General features: G+C 63.2%; 18 protein-coding genes, 1 tRNA gene and 1 pseudogene. 12 read left to right on the top strand and 8 right to left on the bottom strand.

The features are described 5' to 3' along the window. The first annotated feature begins 22 nt into the window (after nucleotides 1-22). Nucleotides 23-1,237 carry an acyltransferase family protein gene (locus QWU44_RS09445; protein WP_370915441.1) on the top strand — a complete coding sequence of 405 codons (1,215 nt, stop codon included), beginning with the start codon at nucleotides 23-25 and terminating at the stop codon, nucleotides 1,235-1,237. A 76-nt stretch (nucleotides 1,238-1,313) separates the two neighbouring features. On the opposite strand, the gene QWU44_RS09450 is transcribed toward QWU44_RS09445, so the two are convergent. The 3 genes from QWU44_RS09450 to QWU44_RS09460 all read right to left on the bottom strand — a co-directional run bounded on the left by QWU44_RS09450 (nucleotide 1,314) and on the right by QWU44_RS09460 (nucleotide 5,288). Then, nucleotides 1,314-4,532, bottom strand: coding sequence for an alpha-(1->3)-arabinofuranosyltransferase family protein (locus QWU44_RS09450; protein ID WP_370915442.1), 3,219 nt, complete (start codon nucleotides 4,530-4,532; stop codon nucleotides 1,314-1,316). A gap of 3 nt (nucleotides 4,533-4,535) precedes the next feature. Then, nucleotides 4,536-4,733, bottom strand: coding sequence for a DUF2613 domain-containing protein (locus QWU44_RS09455; protein WP_370915443.1), 198 nt, complete (start codon nucleotides 4,731-4,733; stop codon nucleotides 4,536-4,538). A 66-nt stretch (nucleotides 4,734-4,799) separates the two neighbouring features. Next, a complete protein-coding gene (locus QWU44_RS09460; RefSeq protein ID WP_370915444.1) occupies nucleotides 4,800-5,288 on the bottom strand; it encodes a universal stress protein in 489 nt (162 codons plus the stop codon). A 169-nt stretch (nucleotides 5,289-5,457) separates the two neighbouring features. Here QWU44_RS09460 and QWU44_RS09465 point away from each other — a divergent pair, with 169 nt between their 5' ends. Together QWU44_RS09465 and QWU44_RS09470 are read left to right on the top strand one after the other, a co-directional pair. After that, on the top strand, nucleotides 5,458-6,699 hold the full coding sequence (locus QWU44_RS09465; protein WP_370915445.1) for a glycoside hydrolase family 3 N-terminal domain-containing protein: 1,242 nt from the start codon (nucleotides 5,458-5,460) through the stop codon (nucleotides 6,697-6,699). A 194-nt stretch (nucleotides 6,700-6,893) separates the two neighbouring features. Further along, nucleotides 6,894-8,522 (top strand): VanW family protein, encoded by a 1,629-nt coding sequence (locus QWU44_RS09470; RefSeq protein WP_370915583.1) that lies wholly within the window; start codon nucleotides 6,894-6,896, stop codon nucleotides 8,520-8,522. On the opposite strand, the gene QWU44_RS09475 is transcribed toward QWU44_RS09470, so the two are convergent. Beyond that, nucleotides 8,489-8,797, bottom strand: a complete 309-nt coding sequence (locus QWU44_RS09475; RefSeq protein WP_370915446.1) for a helix-turn-helix transcriptional regulator — start codon at nucleotides 8,795-8,797, stop codon at nucleotides 8,489-8,491. The genes QWU44_RS09470 and QWU44_RS09475 overlap by 34 nt on opposite strands. Before the next feature lie 708 nt (nucleotides 8,798-9,505). On the opposite strand from QWU44_RS09475, the gene QWU44_RS09480 reads away from it, so the two are divergent. The 7 genes from QWU44_RS09480 to QWU44_RS09510 all read left to right on the top strand — a co-directional run bounded on the left by QWU44_RS09480 (nucleotide 9,506) and on the right by QWU44_RS09510 (nucleotide 16,012). Further along, entirely contained in the window at nucleotides 9,506-10,408 is a 903-nt protein-coding gene (locus QWU44_RS09480) for an ABC transporter ATP-binding protein (protein ID WP_370915447.1), read from the top strand. Beyond that, nucleotides 10,405-11,148 (top strand): ABC transporter permease, encoded by a 744-nt coding sequence (locus QWU44_RS09485; protein WP_370915448.1) that lies wholly within the window; start codon nucleotides 10,405-10,407, stop codon nucleotides 11,146-11,148. Before QWU44_RS09480 ends, QWU44_RS09485 begins: the two co-directional genes overlap by 4 nt. 471 nt (nucleotides 11,149-11,619) lie before the next feature. Next, nucleotides 11,620-11,910: a hypothetical protein gene (locus QWU44_RS09490; RefSeq protein WP_370915449.1), complete on the top strand. Its 291-nt coding sequence runs from the start codon at nucleotides 11,620-11,622 to the stop codon at nucleotides 11,908-11,910. Nucleotides 11,911-11,957: 47 nt separating this feature from the next. After that, nucleotides 11,958-12,236 carry a hypothetical protein gene (locus tag QWU44_RS09495; RefSeq protein ID WP_370915450.1) on the top strand — a complete coding sequence of 93 codons (279 nt, stop codon included), beginning with the start codon at nucleotides 11,958-11,960 and terminating at the stop codon, nucleotides 12,234-12,236. Between the two features lie 104 nt (nucleotides 12,237-12,340). Continuing rightward, nucleotides 12,341-13,585 (top strand): hypothetical protein, encoded by a 1,245-nt coding sequence (locus tag QWU44_RS09500; protein WP_370915451.1) that lies wholly within the window; start codon nucleotides 12,341-12,343, stop codon nucleotides 13,583-13,585. Beyond that, complete coding sequence (locus QWU44_RS09505; protein ID WP_370915452.1) at nucleotides 13,575-14,780, top strand: iron-sulfur cluster assembly scaffold protein; 1,206 nt, start codon at nucleotides 13,575-13,577, stop codon at nucleotides 14,778-14,780. The genes QWU44_RS09500 and QWU44_RS09505 overlap by 11 nt, the downstream gene beginning before the upstream one ends. Further along, a complete protein-coding gene (locus QWU44_RS09510; RefSeq protein WP_370915453.1) occupies nucleotides 14,777-16,012 on the top strand; it encodes an MFS transporter in 1,236 nt (411 codons plus the stop codon). The genes QWU44_RS09505 and QWU44_RS09510 overlap by 4 nt, the downstream gene beginning before the upstream one ends. Nucleotides 16,013-16,240: 228 nt before the next feature. Here QWU44_RS09510 and QWU44_RS09515 read toward each other — a convergent pair. The 4 genes and pseudogenes from QWU44_RS09515 to QWU44_RS09530 all read right to left on the bottom strand — a co-directional run. Continuing rightward, nucleotides 16,241-16,572: pseudogene (locus QWU44_RS09515) on the bottom strand (acetate kinase); the annotation flags it as partial. 380 nt (nucleotides 16,573-16,952) lie between these two features. Beyond that, nucleotides 16,953-17,026: transfer RNA gene (locus tag QWU44_RS09520), tRNA-Gly, on the bottom strand. A gap of 77 nt (nucleotides 17,027-17,103) precedes the next feature. Continuing rightward, nucleotides 17,104-19,251 (bottom strand): YhgE/Pip family protein, encoded by a 2,148-nt coding sequence (locus QWU44_RS09525; protein ID WP_370915454.1) that lies wholly within the window; start codon nucleotides 19,249-19,251, stop codon nucleotides 17,104-17,106. Continuing rightward, on the bottom strand, nucleotides 19,248-20,102 hold the full coding sequence (locus tag QWU44_RS09530; protein WP_370915455.1) for an ABC transporter ATP-binding protein: 855 nt from the start codon (nucleotides 20,100-20,102) through the stop codon (nucleotides 19,248-19,250). The genes QWU44_RS09525 and QWU44_RS09530 overlap by 4 nt, the downstream gene beginning before the upstream one ends. A 149-nt stretch (nucleotides 20,103-20,251) precedes the next feature. On the opposite strand from QWU44_RS09530, the gene dcd reads away from it, so the two are divergent. Beyond that, nucleotides 20,252-20,815 (top strand): dCTP deaminase, encoded by a 564-nt coding sequence (gene dcd / locus QWU44_RS09535; RefSeq protein ID WP_370915456.1) that lies wholly within the window; start codon nucleotides 20,252-20,254, stop codon nucleotides 20,813-20,815. Then, complete coding sequence (locus QWU44_RS09540) at nucleotides 20,812-21,618, top strand: ABC transporter ATP-binding protein (RefSeq protein WP_370915457.1); 807 nt, start codon at nucleotides 20,812-20,814, stop codon at nucleotides 21,616-21,618. The genes dcd and QWU44_RS09540 overlap by 4 nt, the downstream gene beginning before the upstream one ends. Nucleotides 21,619-21,627: the final 9 nt, after the last annotated feature.

Genomic DNA, 21,627 nt, shown 5'->3' on the forward strand with positions numbered 1-21,627 from the left:
CGGGCGGAAAGGCGGCCGCGCCATGGGCACAGAAGGATCGTACCCGGAAACTACACGGTTCAACGCCTCGCTCGAGGGGCTGCGTGCCGTTGCCTCCATCGGAGTTCTGCTCACCCACGTCGCCTTCCAGACCGGCCTGCCCCCCACCAGCTTCCTCGGCGGGATACTCGGGCGGTTCGACTTCTTTGTCCCGGTTTTCTTCACGTTGTCGGCGTTCCTGCTGTGGCGGCGTTATGGCCCGTGCGCCGGGCGAGACACCACCTGGGGGTGGTACCTGGTCAGCCGCGCCGTTCGGATTTTCCCCGCCTACCTGGTGGTGGTCGCAGGGGTGCTGCTGCTCCTGCCTAATGCCTATCGCGCCACCGGTGTCCAAAAGGTGGCGAACCTGACGATGACCCAGATCTACGTCCCGGGTGGTCTCGCCCCAGGGCTCACGCACCTGTGGTCCCTGTGCGTCGAGGTCGCTTTCTATGCCGCGTTACCACTGCTGGCGCTCGCGGTGGGACTCTTGCCCGCGCGTTCTCGGATACCCGCGATTCTCGCCGTCGCGGTGGTGAGCCTGGGGTGGGCGTGGTTACCGTTCGTTGCCGCGTCACCCGCGCCGGGTGTGCCCAACCTTCAGATCCTCCCCCCAGCATTCACCTGCTGGTTTGCCGTCGGAATGTTTGCCGCCGAGGTGGAGGGCCGGGTTCCCCGGAGGGTGCTTCGTGCGCTGGGCCGACGGCCGGTGTGGTGGGGCGTTGCTGCTGTGGCCCTGTGGGTTGCGGCCCAACCCTGGTACGGGCCGGTTGGCCTCGTGCACCCGGAACCGGACGAGTTTGTGCTCCGCGTTCTGGCAGGCACGGTGTTCACCGCTGCCGTCGTCCTGCCCTACGCCCTGGCGCCCAGGGAGGGGTTACTGACGACGCCGGTGTTCCAGGCGCTCGGACGCTGGTCCTACTCCATCTTCCTCGTCCACCTGCCGGTGCTGGAGCTTATGTTCCCGCTGACAGGTATCTCTCCGTTCACCGGGCACACCGCACTGATTGCGGTGCTGACCATCGCGGTGACGATCCCGGTGTCGGCTGCCATGTACGTACTCGTGGAGGAACCGGCCCGGACGATGACCCGGCGAATCATGACCCGGCGGAAAGGTACGACGACCGGGAGGGAATCCACGGGAGGTCCGTCCGTTGAACCAGACGTATGCACACCGGAGCAATCATCAACTACTGCTCGGGCCGGGGATCTGAGCTAGTATTGGCGGCGTAAGCCCCCGGGGACGCGCCGATAAAGCGCCTGCCCGGGGGCGTTTGTCTGTGCGGATGTCGGCGCTATCTCGGTCGGGAGTTCCCCGCCGATATCCCTGCCGCCACCGAGACCAGGGCGGCGAGCCCGACGAAGGATGCGTCCCCGGCGTAGCCACCTTGCGGCCAGGGCGCGTGGGCGAGCCACATCCCGGCCAGGGCCACCCCACCACCGGCGAGAACGGACGCCGGGATCAGGGTGTACCGCACCACCGCCCGCGTCGCCACTCCGAGGAGAAGCCCGAACCAGCCGCCGACGAGCCAGAGAGTGACCGCACCGCCGAGCGTGAGAAGGGCCCTCGAGTGGCCGGTGTCCAGGGTGGGCACGAAGTTCTCCCGGCTGCGGATCACCGCGAGTGCGCACAGCACCACGGCGCAGAGCCAGGCCACGGCGCCGCCGATGAGTCCCGCCCGGTAGGGTGTGTCTCCGGCGAAGTGCAGTTCCACGGCGCCGGACACCCCCGCCGGGACGTGGAAGGATCGGGTCGCCGCATCGATCACGTCTGCGTCCACCGCGGTACCGCCGACGGTGGCGGTCAGCCCGTCGAGGGCGGCGCGCCCGGTGATGAGCAGCCGGTCGGTGTCCGCCGGTGCGAGATCACGCCCCACACTGACCGGTGTGATGCCGCCGGTGAATCCTTCCTCGGTGAGCAGCGTCCAGTCCTGTCGGGTGCGGATATGATGTTCCCCGGCTGCGAGGTGTACCGTTCCGCATGATACAAATGCGCCGTCAATCCGGATGCTGCGTTCCCGCGCCTGATCGGCGAGCGTGATCCCGTGGTTGGGGTCCTCGTCGACGGGTCGCGGATCCCGGCAGTCGGGGGAGTCGAGGAGCAGGGTCATGTCCCGGGGGGCGGTGAAAACACGGTCGAGGACGTCCTCCCCGGTGGTGATCCGCTGGAGGAGGAACTGCCGCGCATCCGGGGAAGTGTCCGGTACCGTCACGGTCCGGCGGATGGGTGCACCGTCGAGTGCGATCCGGGCGATTCCCGCCCGGTCCCGCGATGCGCTGAGCGTCACGCGGACGGTGTCGGTCGGGCCACCGGGAACCCGCACCCGGGTGGATTCGTCGGCCACCAGACGGGTGTCGACGCTCGCGTCTCCGGCGCTGACGGTCACATCCACGTCGGCACCGGTGGCGGTGATCCGTAGCACCGGATCGGATACCGGGTGATCGGCGGTGATCTCGATCCACTCGCCTGCCTGGCGGCCCGGGGTGGGATACCAGGCGGTGGTGGGGTCGCGGTCGACGGCGGCGGTAACCGACGCACCCGGGTCTGCTCCACCGAAGCTCGTGGCGTTCGCCGCCGAGGAGGACGCTCGGACGCTTCCACCCTGTTCGGTGACGCGGGTCAACGGTCCGATCGAAGGATAATCGGGCACCGGATTGCGCACGTCTTTACCCTCCGAAGGGTCGGCCAGTGGCGCGGAGACCGCGTCCCGCACCGTGCCGTAGTTGCGGGCGACGAGCTGCGGGGTGTCGGTGACGACCTCCGCGTCGCCGTCGACGAGGGCGCGTGCGGCGGGGCCGGTGAGGGCGTCGAGAAGCGCGAGTGACTCCCCGCCCCCGGCGACCCGGAGAGGTGCATCCGTGGTCGTGGTCATGTTCAGACCGGGATCAACCTCGAAGACGGTGACTGGGCCGAAGTCGTGTGCGGCAGCGCCACTGTCCCTCAGCCGCTCCACCAGATCACCGGCGGGCGCATCGGGAAGATCATTGCGCACCACGATCATTCCGACCCCCAGTCTGCGGATGGCGTGAATCGCGTCCGCGGGATCGATGGCCGGGGAACTCAGTACCGCATCAATACCGTCGAGACCACGGATCGCCTCCGGAGGAACGAGTGGGACCGCGTCCCGGACGACCCACGGGACATCGAGCAGCGGTTGCAGTGGTTCATCGCGAGTCCACCCCCAGTCTTGCCGGGCGAAGGACGTCGACGGCAGGATCAACGTCCGGGTGTCGCGTGCGTGGGCGTTCAGCCAGTCCGCGGTCTCCCGCCAGTACGCGGGCACCTCCGTCCAGCCGCCTCGGGGGGCGAGCCGACCACTGAGCGCCGGGGCATACGCACCGAGCGCGACGAGCGCGACGAGGGCGGCGGCCGCGTGTCGACGCCCCGGATACACTAGTTCTGCGCGTGTCGACGGCACCGGCAGTACCCGACCGAGGGCCGCGAATCCGACGAGCAGCGGGAGCCGCACCACGGGGTCGAACTTGTGGATGTTACGCAACGCCGCGCCAGGCCCGTCGAGGAAGGACCGGATCTCCGGGCCCAGCGGGCCGTGCGCTGCACCGAGAATCACCAGTCCGACGAGCAGCATCCCCACCCACAGGCCGCGCCGGGGAAGAGGCCGACAGAGTCCTACGAGGCCCAGCGCCGCGATACCGGAGGTGAACAGAATGAACACCGGGGAGGTCACCAGGAGGTTCCCGGCCACCCGTTCAGTGTCGACGAACGGCGCCCAGCTCGTCGTCCCCCGCAGAATCTCCGTGGGATTCAACCACCGGGTGGTCACGTAAGCGTTCTCAATGAAATCCGTGAACGGTGGCGCGTAGTGTCCAAGCACGAGCAACGGGATGATCCACCAGGCGGACACCGCCGCGCAGCCGACGCCCCAGACCGCGCCCATCCGGACCGCGCCGGGCTGTCTATGCAGAACACACCACGCCAAGGCGATCCCGGCGGGCACACACGCCGCGAGCGTCGCCGTGGCGTTGATGGCCCCTAGCCAGGCGACCGCGAGCACAGACGCCGCGACCCGTCGGCCGGTGAGCCTATCGATGACGAGGGGAGCGAGGATCCACGGGGCGAGAGCCACCGGCCAGGACTCGGAGGAGATCGCGCCCAAGGTGGTCAGCATCCGGGGAGAGAGGGCGTAGAGAACTGCGGCGAGCACCCGGAACACCGGGCTACCCACGTCGAGCCCGCGGACTAGCTGGAGGAAGCCGGAGTAAGCCACCCCGAAGACCACCATCCACCAGAGCCGTTGCGCCACCCAGTCGGGGAGCGGATTCGTGAGCACGAAGAACAGGCCCTGCGGGAAAAGATAGCCGTACGCCTGGTTCTGCACCTGCCCGAGGGGAAAAATATCCGACCACGCTGTGGTGGCCTGGGTTAGGAACCCGGCCGGATCGGCGGCGAGGTCATGTTTGGTGTCGGCGACGGTGCGCCCGGGAGACTGCAGGAAGGCCAGTAACCCCAGTAGTAGCCAACCGGTGAGATGGGGGCGGGCGTCGATACGCACGCGCTACTCGCGGGAGCCGTACTCCGCGCCACCGAGGAGAGCCTCATCACTGCTGATGACCTGGTCCTGCGGAATCTGGTCCTGCCCCGAGAGCTTCGCCACGCCGATGACCGCAGCGCCGCCGAGGATCACACCGACCACGACGCTGGCCAACGCTGGGCCGAGGGTGCGTCGCGTATCGGAATCTGAATCAAATGCCATGGGTAGTTACTGCCGTGATCTCTCGTGGGGGCGGGATATGTCGGAGACAAAAGCAGAGACTACCAGTTACTCATTATCCTCCTCCAACGGGGGAACAATGAACACCGGGAGTCCCGCGTGGTGCAGAACGTTGTCGGCGGTGGATGACTGGAGCAGTGACCGGAAACCGGTGTTACCCCGGGTGCCGGTGACGATGACGTCAGGGTGGAGCTGTTCAGCGGCGTCGACGATCGCCGACCAGATCGCGCCCGTTGACTCGACGAGGTGCGCGTGGGCGATGAGGCCCAGCGATTCCGCGATCGTTGCGCCTTCGCGGCAGATGGCGAGTGCCTCATCGTGCGCGGGGTCCGTTGCCCCATCGTCCGCACTCCAATCCACGACGGAGACCCCGGGAGCTCCCGCAGCTCGAGCCGCCTGGCGTTGCATTGGCTCCCAGGCGGTGATGATCTGCACATGCCTAGGGGAGAGCAATTCTGCGGCGTAGGTCAGCGCCCGGCGCGCCTCAGTGGAGCCGTCATAGGCGATGAGCATGGTGGTCGGATCGGACTCCGGCATGGTGTGAGCTCCTCGAATTGGCTGTCGATAGGTGGGATCGGGTGTTCCACCTCGGTCCGTGGCCCACAATCCTAGTCGGGTGGGTAGCGTTGTCGACCGGAGCGAGGTTCGCGTCAGGCGGGGTGCTCCGGCACACTGTGGAACGTAACCCTGTGAAAAAGGAGAGAACATGCGGACAACGTGCGATGCCGTCGTATCCGTACGTGCATGGGCTACTGCCGTCGTGGGAGTCGTCGTGTTCGGACTGTCCGCCTGCTTTGCTCCCGCACAGGATGCGCCGGATTCCGTACATCCCGTCATCAGTGTGGGCACCGGGGTCCAGGGGCCACCGTTACCACCGGTGGTGGAGGCCGTGCCGTCCCTACCACCGGCACCTGAACATCTCACCGACCCTGTCGCAGTGGCGAAGAAGAACGTCCCGGAGGACCGGCGCGCACGCATAGCCTCCCTGATGACGGTGGGTGTCAGGGACTACGATGACGCCCTGTTCGCCCTCCAACAGGGTGCGGGCGGAATCTTCATCGGGTCCTGGACGGATCCCTCGCTCCTCACCGGTTCGGACCGTAACATCGCGGCGCTCCGGGACGTCATCAAGAGGCCTTTCGCGGTCACGATCGACGCTGAGGGTGGACGCGTCGTCAGGCAACCGGGCATTTTCGGGCATCTTCCCTCGCCACGGACAATGGCGGAGACCATGACCCCGGAGCAGGTTCGTGCTCTCGCCGCTGAATTGGGTACCAAGCTGGCGGGTGCCGGGATCACCGTTGATTTTGCCCCCGTCCTGGACACCACCGGGGAACCCGCTTCCGCGGCCATCGGAGACCGCAGTTTTTCATCGAACCCTGACCGGGCGGCACAATACGCCTCCGCGTTTGCCAACGGGCTCCGGGATGCGGGGATCACACCGGTGTTCAAGCACTTCCCCGGGCATGGTCACGCCACCGGAGACAGTCACTATGATCAGGTGCTCACCCCGGATCTTGAAGCGCTCAAGGAACTTGATCTGAAACCCTACGGTCCCGTCCTCGCCGCCGCACCGGGTGCAGTGATGATCGGACACATGATCGTCCCCGGACTGGGGGAGGAAGGTCTACCCGCGACGCTTAACCCGGCCGTGTATGAACTTCTGCGACGCGGGGACTACCCGGGTGGAGAACCATTCGACGGGGTCATCTACACCGACGATCTTTCCGGCATGATGGCCGTGAACACTCTTCTCACCGCTCCGCAGGCGGTTCTCGAGTCCCTGCGTGCGGGAGCGGACGTTGCCCTGTGGATTTCCACTGATGACCTCGTCGCTGCTGTGGACACGGTGGACCGTGCGGTTACCGCAGGGGAGTTCCAGGAGGAACAACTAGACGCTTCCGCACTGAGGGTTCAACTGCAGAATCTGGGCCCCGGGCGTCTCTGAAAAACCCGTGGCACCATCGCATGCCGGTAACGTTCCCATAACGCCGGGGTTGCTGGGATGCAAGGAAGTCGCAGCCGAACCAACCGGTGGATAGTGTGTTCGTTGTGCATACCGTTGAACCCGTCTCCCCAGTCCCCGCCGAGAACGCTACAGCTTCTGGACGTCGGACATGGGCCGTCATTCTCGGTGCCATCATGGGTGTCCTCATTCTCGCGGGTGCCGTCTACACCGTTGATTACCTCCTCACCAGGGACAAGGTTCCCAGAGGCGTCACTGTCGCGGGCATCGCGATAGGGGGAATGAAACCACATGATGCAGAACACCTACTGTCCACGGAACTTGATGATTCTCTCGCGGCTCCGGTCGCGGTGACTGCGGGAGCCGCAGAAGCGGTCGTGGACCCGTCGACGGCCGGATTGCGCCCCGACTGGGAAGCCACGGTGACTGCCGCAGGACGGCAACCGCTCAACCCCATCGCCCGCTTCCGGGGCCTGATCGGAGAACGTGAGGTGGGCATCGTCAGTGATGTCGATGATGCGGCTCTCGCCCCTGAGCTTGAGCGCCTCACCACGGAACTCATGATCCAGCCTACTGAGGGAGAGGTTCATCTTGAGTCCGGCGAGGCACGGGTGACAGAGCCAGCCTCCGGACAGAGTGTTGATCCGGAGACACTACGGAAACGGCTCACCGCCGACTGGCTTAACCCTGACGGGGTACAGGTGAAAGTTGAGGAGACCGAACCGGTCATCGGTGCGGTTGCGGTCAAGAACGTTGTCGGTGGTGACGCCGCACGGGCGCTCTCCGGTCCCGTGGTCGCGCACGGTGCAGATGGCGTCGACGGAATCATTCCCGTTGAGCGCATGGGAGAGGTGGTCACTTTTCGACCTGAAGGCACCGCACTACACACTGATGTGAACACCCAGCGCGCCCGCGAGATTCTCGCCGAGAATCTCGCGGGGACTGAGATTCCGGTGAAAAACGCCCGCATCACGTTCACCGGAGATGGGCGTAGCGTCACGCCGCATACCGATGGTCGGGCACTGGACTGGGATAAGTTGGTCGACGGCCTCCCGGACCGGATCACGGGCTCGGCTCCGAAGGAATTCGATGTCAGTTACACCGCTGAATCAGCGAGCTTCACGACGGAGGACGCCGAAAGAGCGACCTTCGATGAAACGGTCAGTGAATTCACCACCACCGGTTTCTCCTATGCCTCGGGCGTGAACATCCGTCGGGTCGCAGAGATGGTGAACGGCGCCGTCGTCGCGCCGGGTCAGGTGTTCTCCCTGAATGGGTACACCGGGCCTCGGGGCACCGCTCAGGGATTCGTGGAGTCAGGCATCATCCTGAATGGTCACGCGGACACGGCCGTCGGCGGTGGAATCAGCCAGTTTGCGACAACCCTCTACAACGCGGCGTACTTCGCGGGCTTCGATGATGTGGCGCACACACCCCACAGCTACTACATCTCGCGGTATCCGGCGGGGCGGGAGGCTACCGTGTACGAGGGGCTGATCGACCTGCAGTTCCGGAACAATTCCCCCTACCCCGTCATGATCAACGCGAGCACCGGGGACAATTCGGTCACCGTGCGGATGACCGGGGTCAAGACGGTAACCGTGGAGTCCCAGTCCGGAGGTAGGTGGGCCCAGACGTCCCCTAAGCAGATCACCCTCACGGACAAGGGCTGCGTTCCTTCATCAGGCGCCCCGGGCTTCACCACGTCGGATACCCGGATCATCCGTAATCTGGATGGTGTGGAGATAGACAGGCAAAGTCAGACCACCGTCTACGATCCCTCCCCCATCATTCGTTGCGGCTGACCCTGATTCCGATCGGGGCGTTGGTCATTGGTGACCAGGAATGCCTGACTGAAGATCTCATCGGCGGAGAGGTCGAGGGCGGCGCAGATATTGCTGAATTCATCGAGGGACATCGATCGCCTGCCCCGGAGGTAGAGGCTGATCTGACTGGTGGAGATGCTGACCCGTTTACCGAGTTCAGCCTGGGTCACCTGGCGTCTGGCGAGAGCTTCGCGCAATTTTGCGGCGATTTCCGTGCCCAGTGCGGCAGGGCGGCTTCGCGGTTGGCTTGACATAAGTTCGAGTATCACACATGAGGCAACGAATATCGGTTGCAATTCTGATTAGTTGTTAAGTTTTCGTTGTGGTGCTGGAAACGAACCCAAGTGGAGACATTGGCCAGGTTTGCGCTCCCCTAGTATGGGGGTAGTGGTGGCGTCTGATGTCAGTTTCCATGTCCAGGAGAGCTGCATATTTACTGTGGAAGCACGGATCTCGGCTCCTCACGGACCGAGGGCGCGCCATTTGTCCGGAGCTGGGGTGGGCGGATGCGGGATCATTTTTCACCGTTGCCTGTCGTCCTTGACCCGGTATGTGGGCGGGCACTGGCCGACGCGAACCTACCCGGATGCTCGTCGTGTATCCGGGGTGTTTCAGTGGATGTTTAGAGACCCGTTTGGATGCAGACTTTGGGATGGCTGCGCCAGGGCTGCATCGACACCGGTGAGCATGAACCGGAAACCACCATCATGGAGGCGTAGCCCTGCATGGGCCCACCGGCCCATAGGCTTGATGGAGCAAGAGAACGAAGTGTTGCGTCGAGGCGTAGCTGTCCCAGGCGGACGCAGAAACGGCTCGAACGGTTGACCTGCATCGAGTTTGAGACAATCATGGCAACAGCAGCCGACCAGGCTGCGTAACCACTGTCACCCGTTCCTACGGCAGACCCGCGTGAACTGCCGCGCCCACCTCTGCCCGCCTACACACGAAAGAACGGAACATTAATGACCATCGCCGTATCGACAACGGGGCTCAACGTCACGTTCGGTAGCAAAACGATTCTGAACGACCTTGAGCTCGAGGTGGCATCGGGATCCTTCCACGGAATCCTCGGCTCGAACGGCGCGGGAAAAACGACGCTTTTCAACACTCTTCTCGGCTTTATTCAGCAGACTAAAGGTTCCGTGCGACTCCTCGATACGAACCCGTGGCCGAGAAACGCGAACCTGCTTCGCCGCGTCGGAATCCAGCACCAGCGTCCCGCCTTCTTCGTTCGCATGTCGCTCATCGAGCACCTGCACGCTGTCGCCGATATTTTCGGGTCTGACCGAACCTACGTCAGCACGGTCATTGATGCCCTCAACCTGGGGCAGGTGGCCGACACAAAGTGCGAGAACCTGTCGGGTGGCGAACGCCAGCGCCTCGCGGTCGCCTCGGCTCTCGTTCACCGTCCCGAGGTTCTGTTCCTCGATGAGCCGACGGCCGGACTCGACCCGGTTGCCCGCAAATCCCTCGTCGACCTGTTGAGGGACACGGACTTCACCGACGGACTGACGGTGCTCTACACGACCCACTACCTCGAGGAGGCGGAGCGACTGTGCGACGTCGTGTCGATCATCGATAGTGGAACGATCATCGCGACCGGGTCCCCCCGTTCCCTCATTTCCGGCGCCGAGCTCGGGGCGACCGTCCTGCTGCCGGCGGCCGTGCCCCAGGCGGCGATGATTAAGAGCATTTTCGACCGCGTTGAACTGTCCGACGACGGCATCCTCGTGCACACCGAAGACGCGGCGCGCGCCCTCGTCACGCTGAGCGGGGCCGGCGTCGACTGTGCGGGAGCCCGGATCAGCCAGGGCCGCCTCGAGGATGTCTTTTTCAAGCTCACGGGAAGGAATATCGAACAATGACGTCGATACGTTCGCTCAACCGGGTCCTTCTGAAATCGGACCTGCGTGACAGCACAACACTCGCCACGACCTTCCTCATCCCCGCGGTCCTTCTCATCGTTCTCGTCAGGGCTTTCGGCGACGCCGCGCCGGACCCGTCCATGGACTACGTCAGCCAGATCGCGGCGAACGTCATCGCCTTCGGGGTCGCCTACGTCGGCATATTCGCCGGGGCGCTCCACCTGGCCACCTGGCGCGAGAACGGCATGTTCCAGGTGCTCAAAGCCTTCCCGATCTCCACGGGCATGATCCTCACCTCCCAGGCGTTCGTCGGAGCCCTGCTCATGATCGCCCAGGTGATTGTCGTGTTCCTCCTGGCCCTCACGCCGTGGGTGGGGATGAATCCGGAGGCCCTCGCCCCGGTCGGCCTCGTCCCGCTTTTCCTCGGGTATCTTCTCTTCTACTTCGTTGGGGTGCTGCTGGCGATCGTTTTCCCCTCAATCGCCGCCGTCTCCATGCTCTCGAACCTCATCATCATCCCCCTCGGGTTCGTCGGTGGGGCGGTCATGCCGCTCGAGGTCCTGCCTGACTGGGTGGTCACGCTCGCCCCGTACACGCCGATCCACCATCTCCGCGTGGCGCTCTTCAAGCCTGTGCTGGACGTCGGAACCTGGTGGGATGCCGGGTTGGGATGCCTCTATCTGGTGGGCGTCACGCTCGTCTTTTACCTCATCACCCGCAAGACCTTCACCTGGAAGTAGTGCATGGTTCCCGCCATTCTCGAGACCCCTGGGCGGGTGAGGTTGAGTCGGGCGATGAGTCAATTGCGATGGAAAACGTTCGCTGGCTTGTCGATCCCGGGAAAAGCGTTGGTGGTGCCGGTGGGCATATTTATGGTTCTGGCCGAGCTGAGGGTCTGCTGTTCCTGTCTTTGCGTTACGTACATACACGCTTTGATCAGGGCTAATAGCAAGTCGCTGGCGGCAATACCTTTTGGCGCTCCACAATCAACGTCGCCCAGCGTGGTTCACGCCACCTCACGATGCCTCCGGGACACGCCAACCTTTGGAACCGAGCCATCCATTTGGACCGTCAACCGGCTCGCAATATCCCGCGTTTCCCCAAGTCACGCGCCAGCTTCATCCCATCATCGTCGCGCATGACCCGCAAGGCGTTGTATCTAACTTGATACGGTCTGTGAGCTCGCCTGCGGAAGCGGCAACTTCCTCGTCGTGGTACTGCGGCGGAAACTTACCACGGTCCAGGCCACCTACAAGGCGAGCCCCTTCGAGAAGGAGCACTACACGCTGCTGACGTTGATGAGTATCTACGGCATTGGGCTGCTGGCAGACAACACCGCCGAGTGCCACGCGAATCTGGTGGGCATCCTCACGGATTTCCTCAAGGTGGAACTGGATGCGCCGGTGGCGCGAGCTGCCCGGGGTGTAGCGGAGGCAAATATCGTCCAAGGGGATGCGTTGAGCTACTTTAAGCCCGATCGGGCTCGTGTCAGGGGGTGCTGAACCGTGGGACTGGCCAAAGGTGCACTCTCCAAACATTTTACATCGGCGTGAGCCCGTTTGATGATACCATGGCGGAATCCCATCACTTGGGTGAACCCCAATCAAGCAGCTTCGGTTGCCTGCCGATTAAGGGGATTCAGATGATTCCCATGCATTTGCAGATCCGCGATTTCAGCAACGCTGAGGACGTGCTCTCTGCCGAGTTCCTCCCCACCGATGTCGCCGGCGCTCGTTCGCTCTTCGACATCATGCAGAACGTGGCCGAGAACCTCCGGCGCGAGCGCTTCTTCTGCGCGAGCGCCGGCGACATCGTCGCCCACCTCTAAGTAATTCGGGTGGGGGTCGCCTCGTCCAGATGGCCCCCACCTCCCTGCTGCACCAGCGTCTTAACCCTGCCCGTCTTCGGCACGCCCCAGATTTAGGATCAAAAATGTACATCGAATTTCTCGATCGCCTCGATCGCAAGTTCCATCTGGACATCGAGCCTCGAGAGATCATTCGTGAAGTCATCGCCAGGAATCACATCCCCTTCGATGCCGTGATCGTCCGCAAGGACGGCGAGGTCGTCGATGACTGGCGTGAGGTCTACGACCCCGCCCATGACTACAAGGTTCACATGGTCCGGGCGTACCACCTCCCCGACATTCTCGCGCTGAACGGTTTGTGGCAGAGCCGCGCGACTCCCGACGCGGGCGTTGAAATTCCGGCTGAGCCCTTTTACACGAAGCGTCATTTCGCCCACTCCAAGGGTGGTGACTACAACGCGACCCAGATCGTTTTCGGGCGGGAGGAGTTCGTCGAGTGGATCGAGCAGATGTTCGTCGATGGGACGATCTCCCAGAACCTGATCGAGGACGGGGACAAAGTCCTGCTCGCCGTTTCGGGCGGAAAGGACAGCCTGGCCCTAGGTTACTTCCTCTCCCGCACCAAGCACCGCTTGCCCGACTACTCGCTGAGTGCCGTTCACGTGATGGCCTTCTCCAAACCGGCGGAGACCTCGTACGCCATCAAGATGGCCGAGACTTTCGAACACCCGCTGACCCTGGTCGAAGATGACGAGCTGGTGTCTGCCTACCGCCTCCGGGTGACGCCTCGTGAGGCGCTGTCGCAGGTGTGCGACAAGGTGGATCCCTCCTACCTGATCGCTGCCTCGCACTCGATGATGCGCAGCTCCGTAGAGCGCGTGGCGCGTCGTGACGGCATCAAGAAAGTCGGCTTCGGCCTCATGCGCGAAGACATCCTGACCTCGATCGTGAAGAGCATGTTCGTCGGGTTCCCCTTCGGCGGCAGCTACAAGGGGATGCAGAACGATATCGAGTTCATCTACCCGCTGTGGCCGATCGGCAAGAAGGAGCTGACGCTCTACCTGGAGGCCCTCTACCCCGACAGCAACAAGCAGGGATCTCCCGTGACCTTCCAGCGCGGTTCCCTCGTGCGAGACGCCCATTACATGATCGCCGAGACGATGGAGACCATCCTGCCCGGTAGTTCCTTCCAGATGATGGAGGGTCAACAGCGGCTCTTCGAGTCGTACGTTCGAATGCCGGAGTTCCGCGTCTGCAAGCGCTGCGAGATGAGTTTCCAGGTGGGTCCGGGTGCCCTGCCGGAGGCGAGCGGCCTGTGCGAGCTGTGCCAGACGTTCACCAACCTCGGGGTCGCTGACGATGTCGACTGATCAGAAGCTTCACCCTATTCGTCGCTCCACCTGCGCAACTCCGAGCGTTCAGTTCGACTTCGTCGAAGACGGCTATCTGGACTACTTCGGCGAGGGCTTCTGGCGGTTGTCCGACTGGTCCTGCTCTTCGACCGGGGTCATCCAGGTCGAGCTGGACTTCCTTCAGTCCCTGATCGCTGATAACGGGATCCGGTCCGTCTACGATGTGGTGTGCGGTCGTGATCGGCACCTGGTTCCGCTCCTGAACTCGGGACTCACCGCCGTCGGGATGGAGATCAAACCTGACAGCGTCGAGATCTGCCGCGGAAATCTGATTGAGCATGGGCATTCTCCTGAACTGGTGGTCTGTGCCGACGCGGGGAACTTCGTCGCACCGGAACCGATGGGCATGGCCATCAGCATGTTCTCCTCGTTCGGCTACGGCACGGACGAACAGAATCAGGAGGTGCTGAACAATGTGCGTGCCAGCCTCCGGGAGGGCGGCATCTTCGTGATGGACCTTCCCAACCGCGAGCAGTTGGTGCGTGACTTCGTGGTCAGGAGCTGGACCGAGGTCGGCGGATATCACTACATGATGCACTTCAACTTCGACTTCGAGACCGGCTACAAGGACTGCTGGTTGAGACTGTTCGACCCTGCGGGTCAGATGAAGACGTATTTCCACCGCGTCAGGCTGTACACGACGACCGAACTCAAGCGCATGCTTGCAGATGCGGACATGGAACTCGTCTCGGTGCTGGGCGACTTCGAGTCTGCCGTCTCCAACTTTGACCGAGAGAGCCGACGGCTCCAGTACGTCGCGAGGGCAAAAATGATCGATCAGGATTTCCTGTACGCCCATGTGAAGGCCCCTGTCCACGGGGGTGCGGCCCATGGTAATCGTGGTGTCTCGGTGCTCAACCCGGGCTGTGGGGACCGCCAGCGGATGATGGTTCGCATGGATGGGTCGCAAGCGCTGTTGCTCTTCCAGGCCGCCGGGTGCTCGCTGTCTAGGGCAGCCACGTTGGTGCTGTTGGAGGCCACTGAAGGGATGTCGCGTGAGGAGTGTCTCGCCCTGACCCCTGACTTCTTGGGTGAGCAGATGGGCAAGGATCTTCTGATGAGCCGTCCACAATGCGTCACGTTGGGGCTGCGGGCTTTCAAGCAGATATGCAACGAGACGGACTTCGACCGGCTGGCGGGTGAATCCGCGTGACGCGTCTTCGAGAATTGTGGCAACGGCCCGTAGGAGTTCCACCCCTGGGGCGAGACGCGAAGATCCTCATCGCGGCAAACAGTGTTAACGCCATCGGTAGTGGAATGGCCGGGCCCTACCTGATCCTGTTTCTGGGCCATAGGCTCGGGGGCACGGCGCCGGCGACCTACTTCATGACGATCCTTGTCGTGGACCTCGTGATCCAGAGCCTGGTCACGCCGCGCATTGAGAAGCGGGCGGGCCTCCGAGACACCGCGGTCCTCGGCGCGCTGTTCCAGGCGCTCGGATGGGCTGCGCTGATTTTCGCGGGCCCCGCGACCGTCGTCGCGGCCGCAATCCTGATCGGCGTCGGGAACGGACTCTTCTTCTCCATCCGCTTCAACCTGCAGATGCGCGTCACGGAGCCGGGGAGCCGACCGTACGCGTTCTCCTTGCGATACCTTTGGGGAAACCTCGCGGTGTTCGTTGGTACCGGGCTGGGGGCTCTCCTCATCATGTGGGGCGGAGAGCCGGCCATCGCCGGGCTGATGGTTGCAAATTCGGTGACTTTCGGCCTGCTCGCGTTGGCCCTGGCGATGATGAACAACTACCGGGTCGAGGTCGATGACTCTGTCGACGAGAAGTCGCCTTCCGGCCGCGCATCCTGGAGGCGGGGGCTGGTGCGGGTGAAGGTGCTCGAGTTCTCCCTCTATTACCTGGCGTCGCTGGTGTTCTTCGGCGCGCTGACGGAAAGCGTCCTCCCCACCCAGTGGGTTCTTCACGACGGACTTCCCATCGCCTTTGGCGGGGTCTCCTTCGGGGTGCTCGCCGGCTTGATCTTGGTGATCCAGATGCCGGTGACCGGGGCGACCAACGACATGTCTGCTGCCAAGACGCTGCTCTTGTCGGCGGGTCTGGCAGCAGCCAGCGCGATCGTGTCCTTGGTGCTCCGTCCGCTCGGTTGGTGGTGGCTGCAGGTCCCGTTGTGCGGGGCGCTGGTGGCTGTTGCGGGTGCGGTGTCCGTGGTCGTTCCCGCCAAGTCGTTGGAACTGTTTGACGGCGCAGAGCAGGCGGTGCAGGGTCGGCTGTTTGCGTTTATGCGATCTGTGGGTATCTACGTCGGTGGGGCGGTGGGAGCTCTGGCTCTGAGGGCAGATAACTCCGGTGTCTACGTGATCATGCTTGTGGGGGCCGCCGCGCTGGCGGCGTGGGGTCTCCGTGCAGGGGCGCGTGAGCGCGTCCGCACAAAGTAGGCACAGCCGGCGTCGGTGCCCGAGACGGCGGGTGCTTCCCCGGTCAGCACCGACGCGAGCTCGCAGGACATCATCGTTCGATGATCGATAGCGCCAGAGCGGTCGGCCCCTTCCGGGATTGGGCGCTCTGGCGTCTCTAGGAACTACTGACGACCTTGAGGTTTGGTGGGCCATGGAGAGCTCTTCGTTCGTGGGAACGACCGGGACTTTGACCTTGGAGGCGTCGGTGGAGATCATGCGGGGATCGCCGGAACGCTTCCGGTTCTCGGCCTCGTCCAGCTCGACACCGAAGATGCAGAGGTAGTCGCGCACGCCCTTTCGGACCATGTCGTCGTTCTCGCCGATGCCGGCGGTGAAGGTGATGGTTCGAGCCCTCCCAGCAGCACAGCGTAGGCGCCGATGTACTTGGCGATGCGACGGCAGTACACCTTGTGGGCCAGCGTGGCCTTCTCATCACTCGGGTTGACGGCGGCCTCGACGTCGCGCATGTCGGTCAGGCCGCAAAGGCCCGCCATGCCGGACTTCTTGTTCAGCATAGTGTCGATGTCGGCGACGGACATGCCCTCCTGCTTGTTCAGGAAGATGCGCACACAGACGAACAGCGCTCTAGCCACGCGTCTATAGAAGAAGAACCCCTATGACATTCCTTATCGCAAACGATCAGAGAAAACTTCAGATCAGACAAAGCGCAGAATGATCAAACCTTTTCGCGGTCGCCTAATCTTTTAGCGAAAGCCAAATATTCTAGCGACAACCACCGCAGTTGCACCACCCAGGCTGCCAGAGCCTCCTAACCATCCTCGGACCGTTATCACAACCCCAACGACGCGACTTCCAACAAACCCGTACAACCGCCCAACACCGTTAATAACAAGCAAAAACACCCATCTTGATCCGCCACCCGACCATGCCGGGCTTTGTATCAAAATGGGTGTCTAAGTGGAGCCGATGACGGGAATCGAACCCGCGCCACCTGCTTGGGAAGCAGGAGTTCTACCATTGAACTACATCGGCATCGGTGTCACGCTCTCGCGCAACTACCGGACCATGATAACACGGTCTGAACGGGCCGTGAACATGGTGGTCCGTGGTCAGATCTTGATCGGCGGATGCAGGCGTTTCATGGTCCAGCTTCGGTCCCGGCGCGCAACCACCGCGGTCAGGCATATCGAGAGAATGAACACCAGGAGGACCGCCATGATTGCCTCCGGTAAACGGTGATCGACGTGACCGTACATCAACTGTCGGAAACCGTTGACCGTGTAGGTCATCGGGTTGATCGGGTGAACCCACTGGAACAGTGCAGGCTGGGTTTCGACGGGGTAGAGCCCTCCCGATGAGAGCAATTGGAGCATGAGCAGTGCCATTGCCGTAACTTTGCCCGCTCCGGGGCCGAGCGCCGCGTTGAAGAGCTGATTCATCGCCGTACACATCAGTGAGACGAGGATGCAGAAGACGAGCAGGCCGATCGGATAGACCGGTTCCAGGCCCACACCGTAGCGGGTGACCAGGAAGATCGCGGTGGCCTGCCCGATTGCGATGAGTGCTGCGGGAAGCAGCCCGTCGAGTGCGGCACGTAGCGGCGCGACGCCACTGGCGACGGCCCGATTCTGCAACGGGCGCAGGATCATGAAGATGATCAGCCCGCCGACGAACATGGCGAGGGAGAAAAAGAACGGGGCGAGCCCGGCGCCGAAGGTGTGCGAACCGGTGTCATTGGTGGTGGTTAGTCGCACGGGGCCGCCGAGGACACTCGCTGTGCCTTTCCGCTGCTCTGTGTCCCACTTCGGCACGGCCCGGGACCCCTCGGTCAGCTTCGTCGCCAGTTCGTGCGACCCGTCGCTGAGCCGGTTGCTGCCGTCGACCAACCTTGTGGTGCCGTCGACGAGTTTTCCGGCACCGTCATCGAGTTTCTGCAGGCCGTTCTGTAGCTCTCCGGTGCCGGTGACCAGGCGGGAGGTGCCGTCCTGGTGGAGTTTGTTCAGGCCGGTGTTCAGCAGTTGCATACCGTCGTTGAGCTGGGTGACGCCGGTTTGCAGTTCCCCGAGCTTGCCGGGGAGGATGGACGTGCCCTCGGTCAACTGGTTGAAGCCGGAGCGGAACGGGGCCTGCGGGTCGGAGAGCTGGTAGGCGAGCTGGCTCGTGCCGTTCGCAAGTTCGTTGAGCTGAGCGGTCGCAGGGGCGTTCTGGCCGAGTGCGTTGTGGTCGACGTCGAAGGCCATTTGATCGAGCTGGCGAACCACGTTCTGTACGTCGGGGTTGGGGATCGGCCGGAGTTGGTCGGCGAGTTGCCGGATGTTCGTCGATGTTGTGGTCTGGATGTCGGTGACCTGGGACAGTGACGCGTTGAGCTGTTGCACCCCGGCGTCGATGCGGACCGCGCCGTCGGCGAGCTGGTCGACGCCGCCGCCGAGCTGATCCACGCCCCTGGTGAGTGCGGTGAGCTTGGCGGTCGCGCCCTCGACCTGGTCGTTGAGTTGCCGGGTTCCTGCGGCGAGTTTGTCCGCTCCCTTACTGAGTTGTACGACGTTCGCATCGAGCTTGATTGCTCCCGCGTTGAGTTTGCCTGTCGCGGCGAGTGCAGAGTCCAGACCGCCGTTGAGCTTCACTGCGCCCTCGCTGAGTTGGATCGCACCGTCGTTGAGTTTCTCTGCGCCGTCATGCAGTTGTGTGGCACCGTCTGCAGCTTTCTCCAGGCCGGCACCGGCGGACTGGATGCCGATGAGTACCTTATCCACGGCTTCCTCGCCGATGCGCTCGGAGATGACGGGAAGCATGGTGCGCAGGACGTTCTCGCCGATGAGTGTTGAGAGGTAGCCATTGGAGTCGTTGTACGTTGTCTGGATGACGGCCTTGCGGGCGTCGCCGGTGGTGGGGGAGGCCACCGCCTCGGAGAAGTCCGGTGTTAGCTGAACCGAGAAGTAGTACCTGCCGTCCCGCACACCCTCCTCGGCCTCCTGCTCGGAGACGAAGTCGAAGTGGACCCGGTCCTCATTCTTCAGATGTTCGACGATCTGGTTTCCGGCGTTGATCTCCTCGCCGTCGACCTTGGTGCCTAGGTCGCTGTTGACGAAGGCGACGGGCATCTTGTCGACGTGTCCGAAGGGGTTCCAGAATGCCCACAGGTACAGCGCCGAATAAATGAGCGGCATGAGCATGAGGACGACCATGGCGATACGTCCGAGTTTGGAGCGGAGGAACCGGCGCAGTTCCGTGCCGAGTGTGAGTCCGGCGATCATAGTTCCGCCTCCTTGGCGATGCGGTGGATGCGGCTCAGGTCGGAACCGGCGTGACTGGGTTGGAGATGTGACGCATCCGTGAACAGTTCGATCAGCGTGTAGTCCGGCAGGAAATCGTCGGGGAGCCGGTTGACGGCGTTGACGACGACGGGGATGTCCTCCGCGAGCCGACTCAGTACAGTCACGAGGATCAGCCGATCATCGAACTCGTGGACCTGCTCGAGGTCGTCCATGACGAGCATGCCGATCTCCTCGCCGTTAGCGGGACGCAGCGCGAGGGCGATCCGGATGAGTAGCCGGTCGAGGCCGGAGATCTGGGAGACGTAGGCGTCGAGGGGCGGGAGATCGCGCTCGCCGAATACGGGGCGGCAGACCGATTCGTAGTAGTCCTGGTCGGCTCTCGGGGCCCACATGAGCCATGGTGTGGACCAGGCGCGGTGTTCGGTCAGGATGACGTGGATGCGTACGTCGCGGTCGAGGAGGTCGATGTCGTCCACTCCAGCGATGGCGACGCGTTTGCGGATCACCGACGGTTTCGTCTCCCCGAGTACCTCGAGGGTTCCGGTGCGGGGTTTCATCCGTCCGGAGATCGTCAGTGCAAGGGCGGTTCGTCCGCCGCCGCCTCGACCGGAGAGTACGGTCAACCCGGTACCTGGGATCTCCACGTCGAGGGGGCCGTAGACGGGTCCTTCCCCTCCACGCACCGAGATGCCCCGGGCCATGACTGCCGGGTGCGGCTCGCCGTCTGCCGGGGTGTTGCGTTGTTCGACGGTGCGTGACGAGGTCGCGGCTTTCCCCGCGGACTGTTCTTGGTCCCGGTCGGGTGTGGGGTCGGAGTGTTCGGAGGACATGGGTGCTCCCGGTGGGGCAGGAATGGGTGATTGTGGTGGACCTGACGCTACAGTAGTGCAACCGGAGGTTGAACTTCCACTTAATGTCATTGTGCGAGTTGAACGTGCTACGAATCCCGAATCCGGAGGTAACCGATAGACTCGGTGCTGTGCTGCTCTCTGACCGTGACATCCGTGCCCGCATCAACTCTGGCGATCTCGTCATCGAGCCGTTCGACCCGCACCTCGTGCAGCCGTCGAGCATCGACGTCCGGATGGACCGCTTCTTCCGTGTGTTCAACAACTCGCGCTACACCCACATCGACCCGAAGCTGCGTCAGGATGAACTGACCAGCCTCGTCGAGGTCCGCGAGGATGAACCCTTCGTTCTGCACCCGGGCGAGTTCATTCTCGGTGCCACGCTGGAGAAGTTCATCCTCCCCGCAGATCTCGCGGGCCGTCTCGAAGGTAAATCCTCGCTCGGACGTCTCGGACTGCTCACCCATTCGACCGCGGGTTTTATCGATCCGGGGTTCTCCGGCCATATCACCCTGGAACTGTCAAACGTGGCTAATCTGCCGATCATTCTCTGGCCGGGAATGAAGGTGGGCCAGTTGGCGTTGTTCTGTATGTCGTCCCCCGCGGAGGTTCCCTACGGCGCCTCTGAACTGGGGTCGAAATACCAGGGTCAACGCGGACCAACTCCATCAAAGGCGTATCTCAACTTCCAATGATTCAGTTCGATCACGTTGTCAAGACCTTTCCCGGCGCAGCCACCCCGGCAGTCAGGGATTTCACCCTCGACATTCCGGCGCGCTCCACCACCGTACTGGTCGGCAGCTCCGGTTCGGGGAAAACCACTCTCCTGCGGATGATCAACCGCATGGTTGAACCCACTGAGGGGCGGGTGCTCATCGACGGTGAGGATCTTGCCGGGGTCGATCCCGTCAAACTCCGGCGCAGTATTGGCTATGTCATGCAGAACTCCGGGCTGCTTCCGCACCGTACCGTCGCTGACAATATCGCTACTGTCCCACGGCTCAACGGCGTCTCCCGGAAGCAGTCCCGCGAACGGGCCCACGAACTGCTGGACCTGTTGGGGCTCGATGGATCGCTAGCGAAGCGTTACCCCGGTGAACTCTCCGGTGGTCAGGCACAACGTGTCGGCGTTGCCAGGGCACTGGCGGACGACCCGAACATCCTCCTGATGGACGAACCTTTCGGTGCCATCGACCCCGTGGTGCGCCGGGATCTCCAGGAACAGATCCTGGAACTCCAGGCGAAGATCTCCAAGACCATCGTCCTAGTCACCCATGACATTGATGAGGCGTTCCTGCTCGGTGACACCATCGTGCTCCTGGAGATGGGCGCCCGGATTGCGCAGGCTGGAACCGCCGAGGATTTCGTCACCGACCCCGCCAGCGATTTTGTCGCCAGTTTCGTCGGTACCCAGGACCGGGAGCTCACCCTGCAGGAGCGCAACGGTACGACCGTCGCCGTCGACCGGCATGGCCGGGTCAAAGGGGTGGTCCGGTGAACTGGGGGT

This window comes from Corynebacterium sp. CCM 9203 (assembly GCF_041357675.1).
Classification (GTDB): Bacteria; Actinomycetota; Actinomycetes; order Mycobacteriales; family Mycobacteriaceae; genus Corynebacterium.

What these genes read in the sequence shown, in the direction of transcription:
- QWU44_RS09445 (WP_370915441.1), top strand. Translation starts at nt 23, where the DNA reads ATGGGCACAGAAGGATCGTACCCGGAAACTACACGGTTCAACGCCTCG.
- QWU44_RS09455 (WP_370915443.1), bottom strand. Translation starts at nt 4,733, where the DNA reads ATGGCATTTGATTCAGATTCCGATACGCGACGCACCCTCGGCCCAGCG.
- QWU44_RS09460 (WP_370915444.1), bottom strand. Translation starts at nt 5,288, where the DNA reads ATGCCGGAGTCCGATCCGACCACCATGCTCATCGCCTATGACGGCTCC.
- QWU44_RS09465 (WP_370915445.1), top strand. Translation starts at nt 5,458, where the DNA reads ATGCGGACAACGTGCGATGCCGTCGTATCCGTACGTGCATGGGCTACT.
- QWU44_RS09470 (WP_370915583.1), top strand. Translation starts at nt 6,894, where the DNA reads ATGGGTGTCCTCATTCTCGCGGGTGCCGTCTACACCGTTGATTACCTC.
- QWU44_RS09475 (WP_370915446.1), bottom strand. Translation starts at nt 8,797, where the DNA reads ATGTCAAGCCAACCGCGAAGCCGCCCTGCCGCACTGGGCACGGAAATC.
- QWU44_RS09480 (WP_370915447.1), top strand. Translation starts at nt 9,506, where the DNA reads ATGACCATCGCCGTATCGACAACGGGGCTCAACGTCACGTTCGGTAGC.
- QWU44_RS09485 (WP_370915448.1), top strand. Translation starts at nt 10,405, where the DNA reads ATGACGTCGATACGTTCGCTCAACCGGGTCCTTCTGAAATCGGACCTG.
- QWU44_RS09500 (WP_370915451.1), top strand. Translation starts at nt 12,341, where the DNA reads ATGTACATCGAATTTCTCGATCGCCTCGATCGCAAGTTCCATCTGGAC.
- QWU44_RS09505 (WP_370915452.1), top strand. Translation starts at nt 13,575, where the DNA reads ATGTCGACTGATCAGAAGCTTCACCCTATTCGTCGCTCCACCTGCGCA.
- QWU44_RS09525 (WP_370915454.1), bottom strand. Translation starts at nt 19,251, where the DNA reads ATGATCGCCGGACTCACACTCGGCACGGAACTGCGCCGGTTCCTCCGC.
- QWU44_RS09530 (WP_370915455.1), bottom strand. Translation starts at nt 20,102, where the DNA reads ATGTCCTCCGAACACTCCGACCCCACACCCGACCGGGACCAAGAACAG.
- QWU44_RS09540 (WP_370915457.1), top strand. Translation starts at nt 20,812, where the DNA reads ATGATTCAGTTCGATCACGTTGTCAAGACCTTTCCCGGCGCAGCCACC.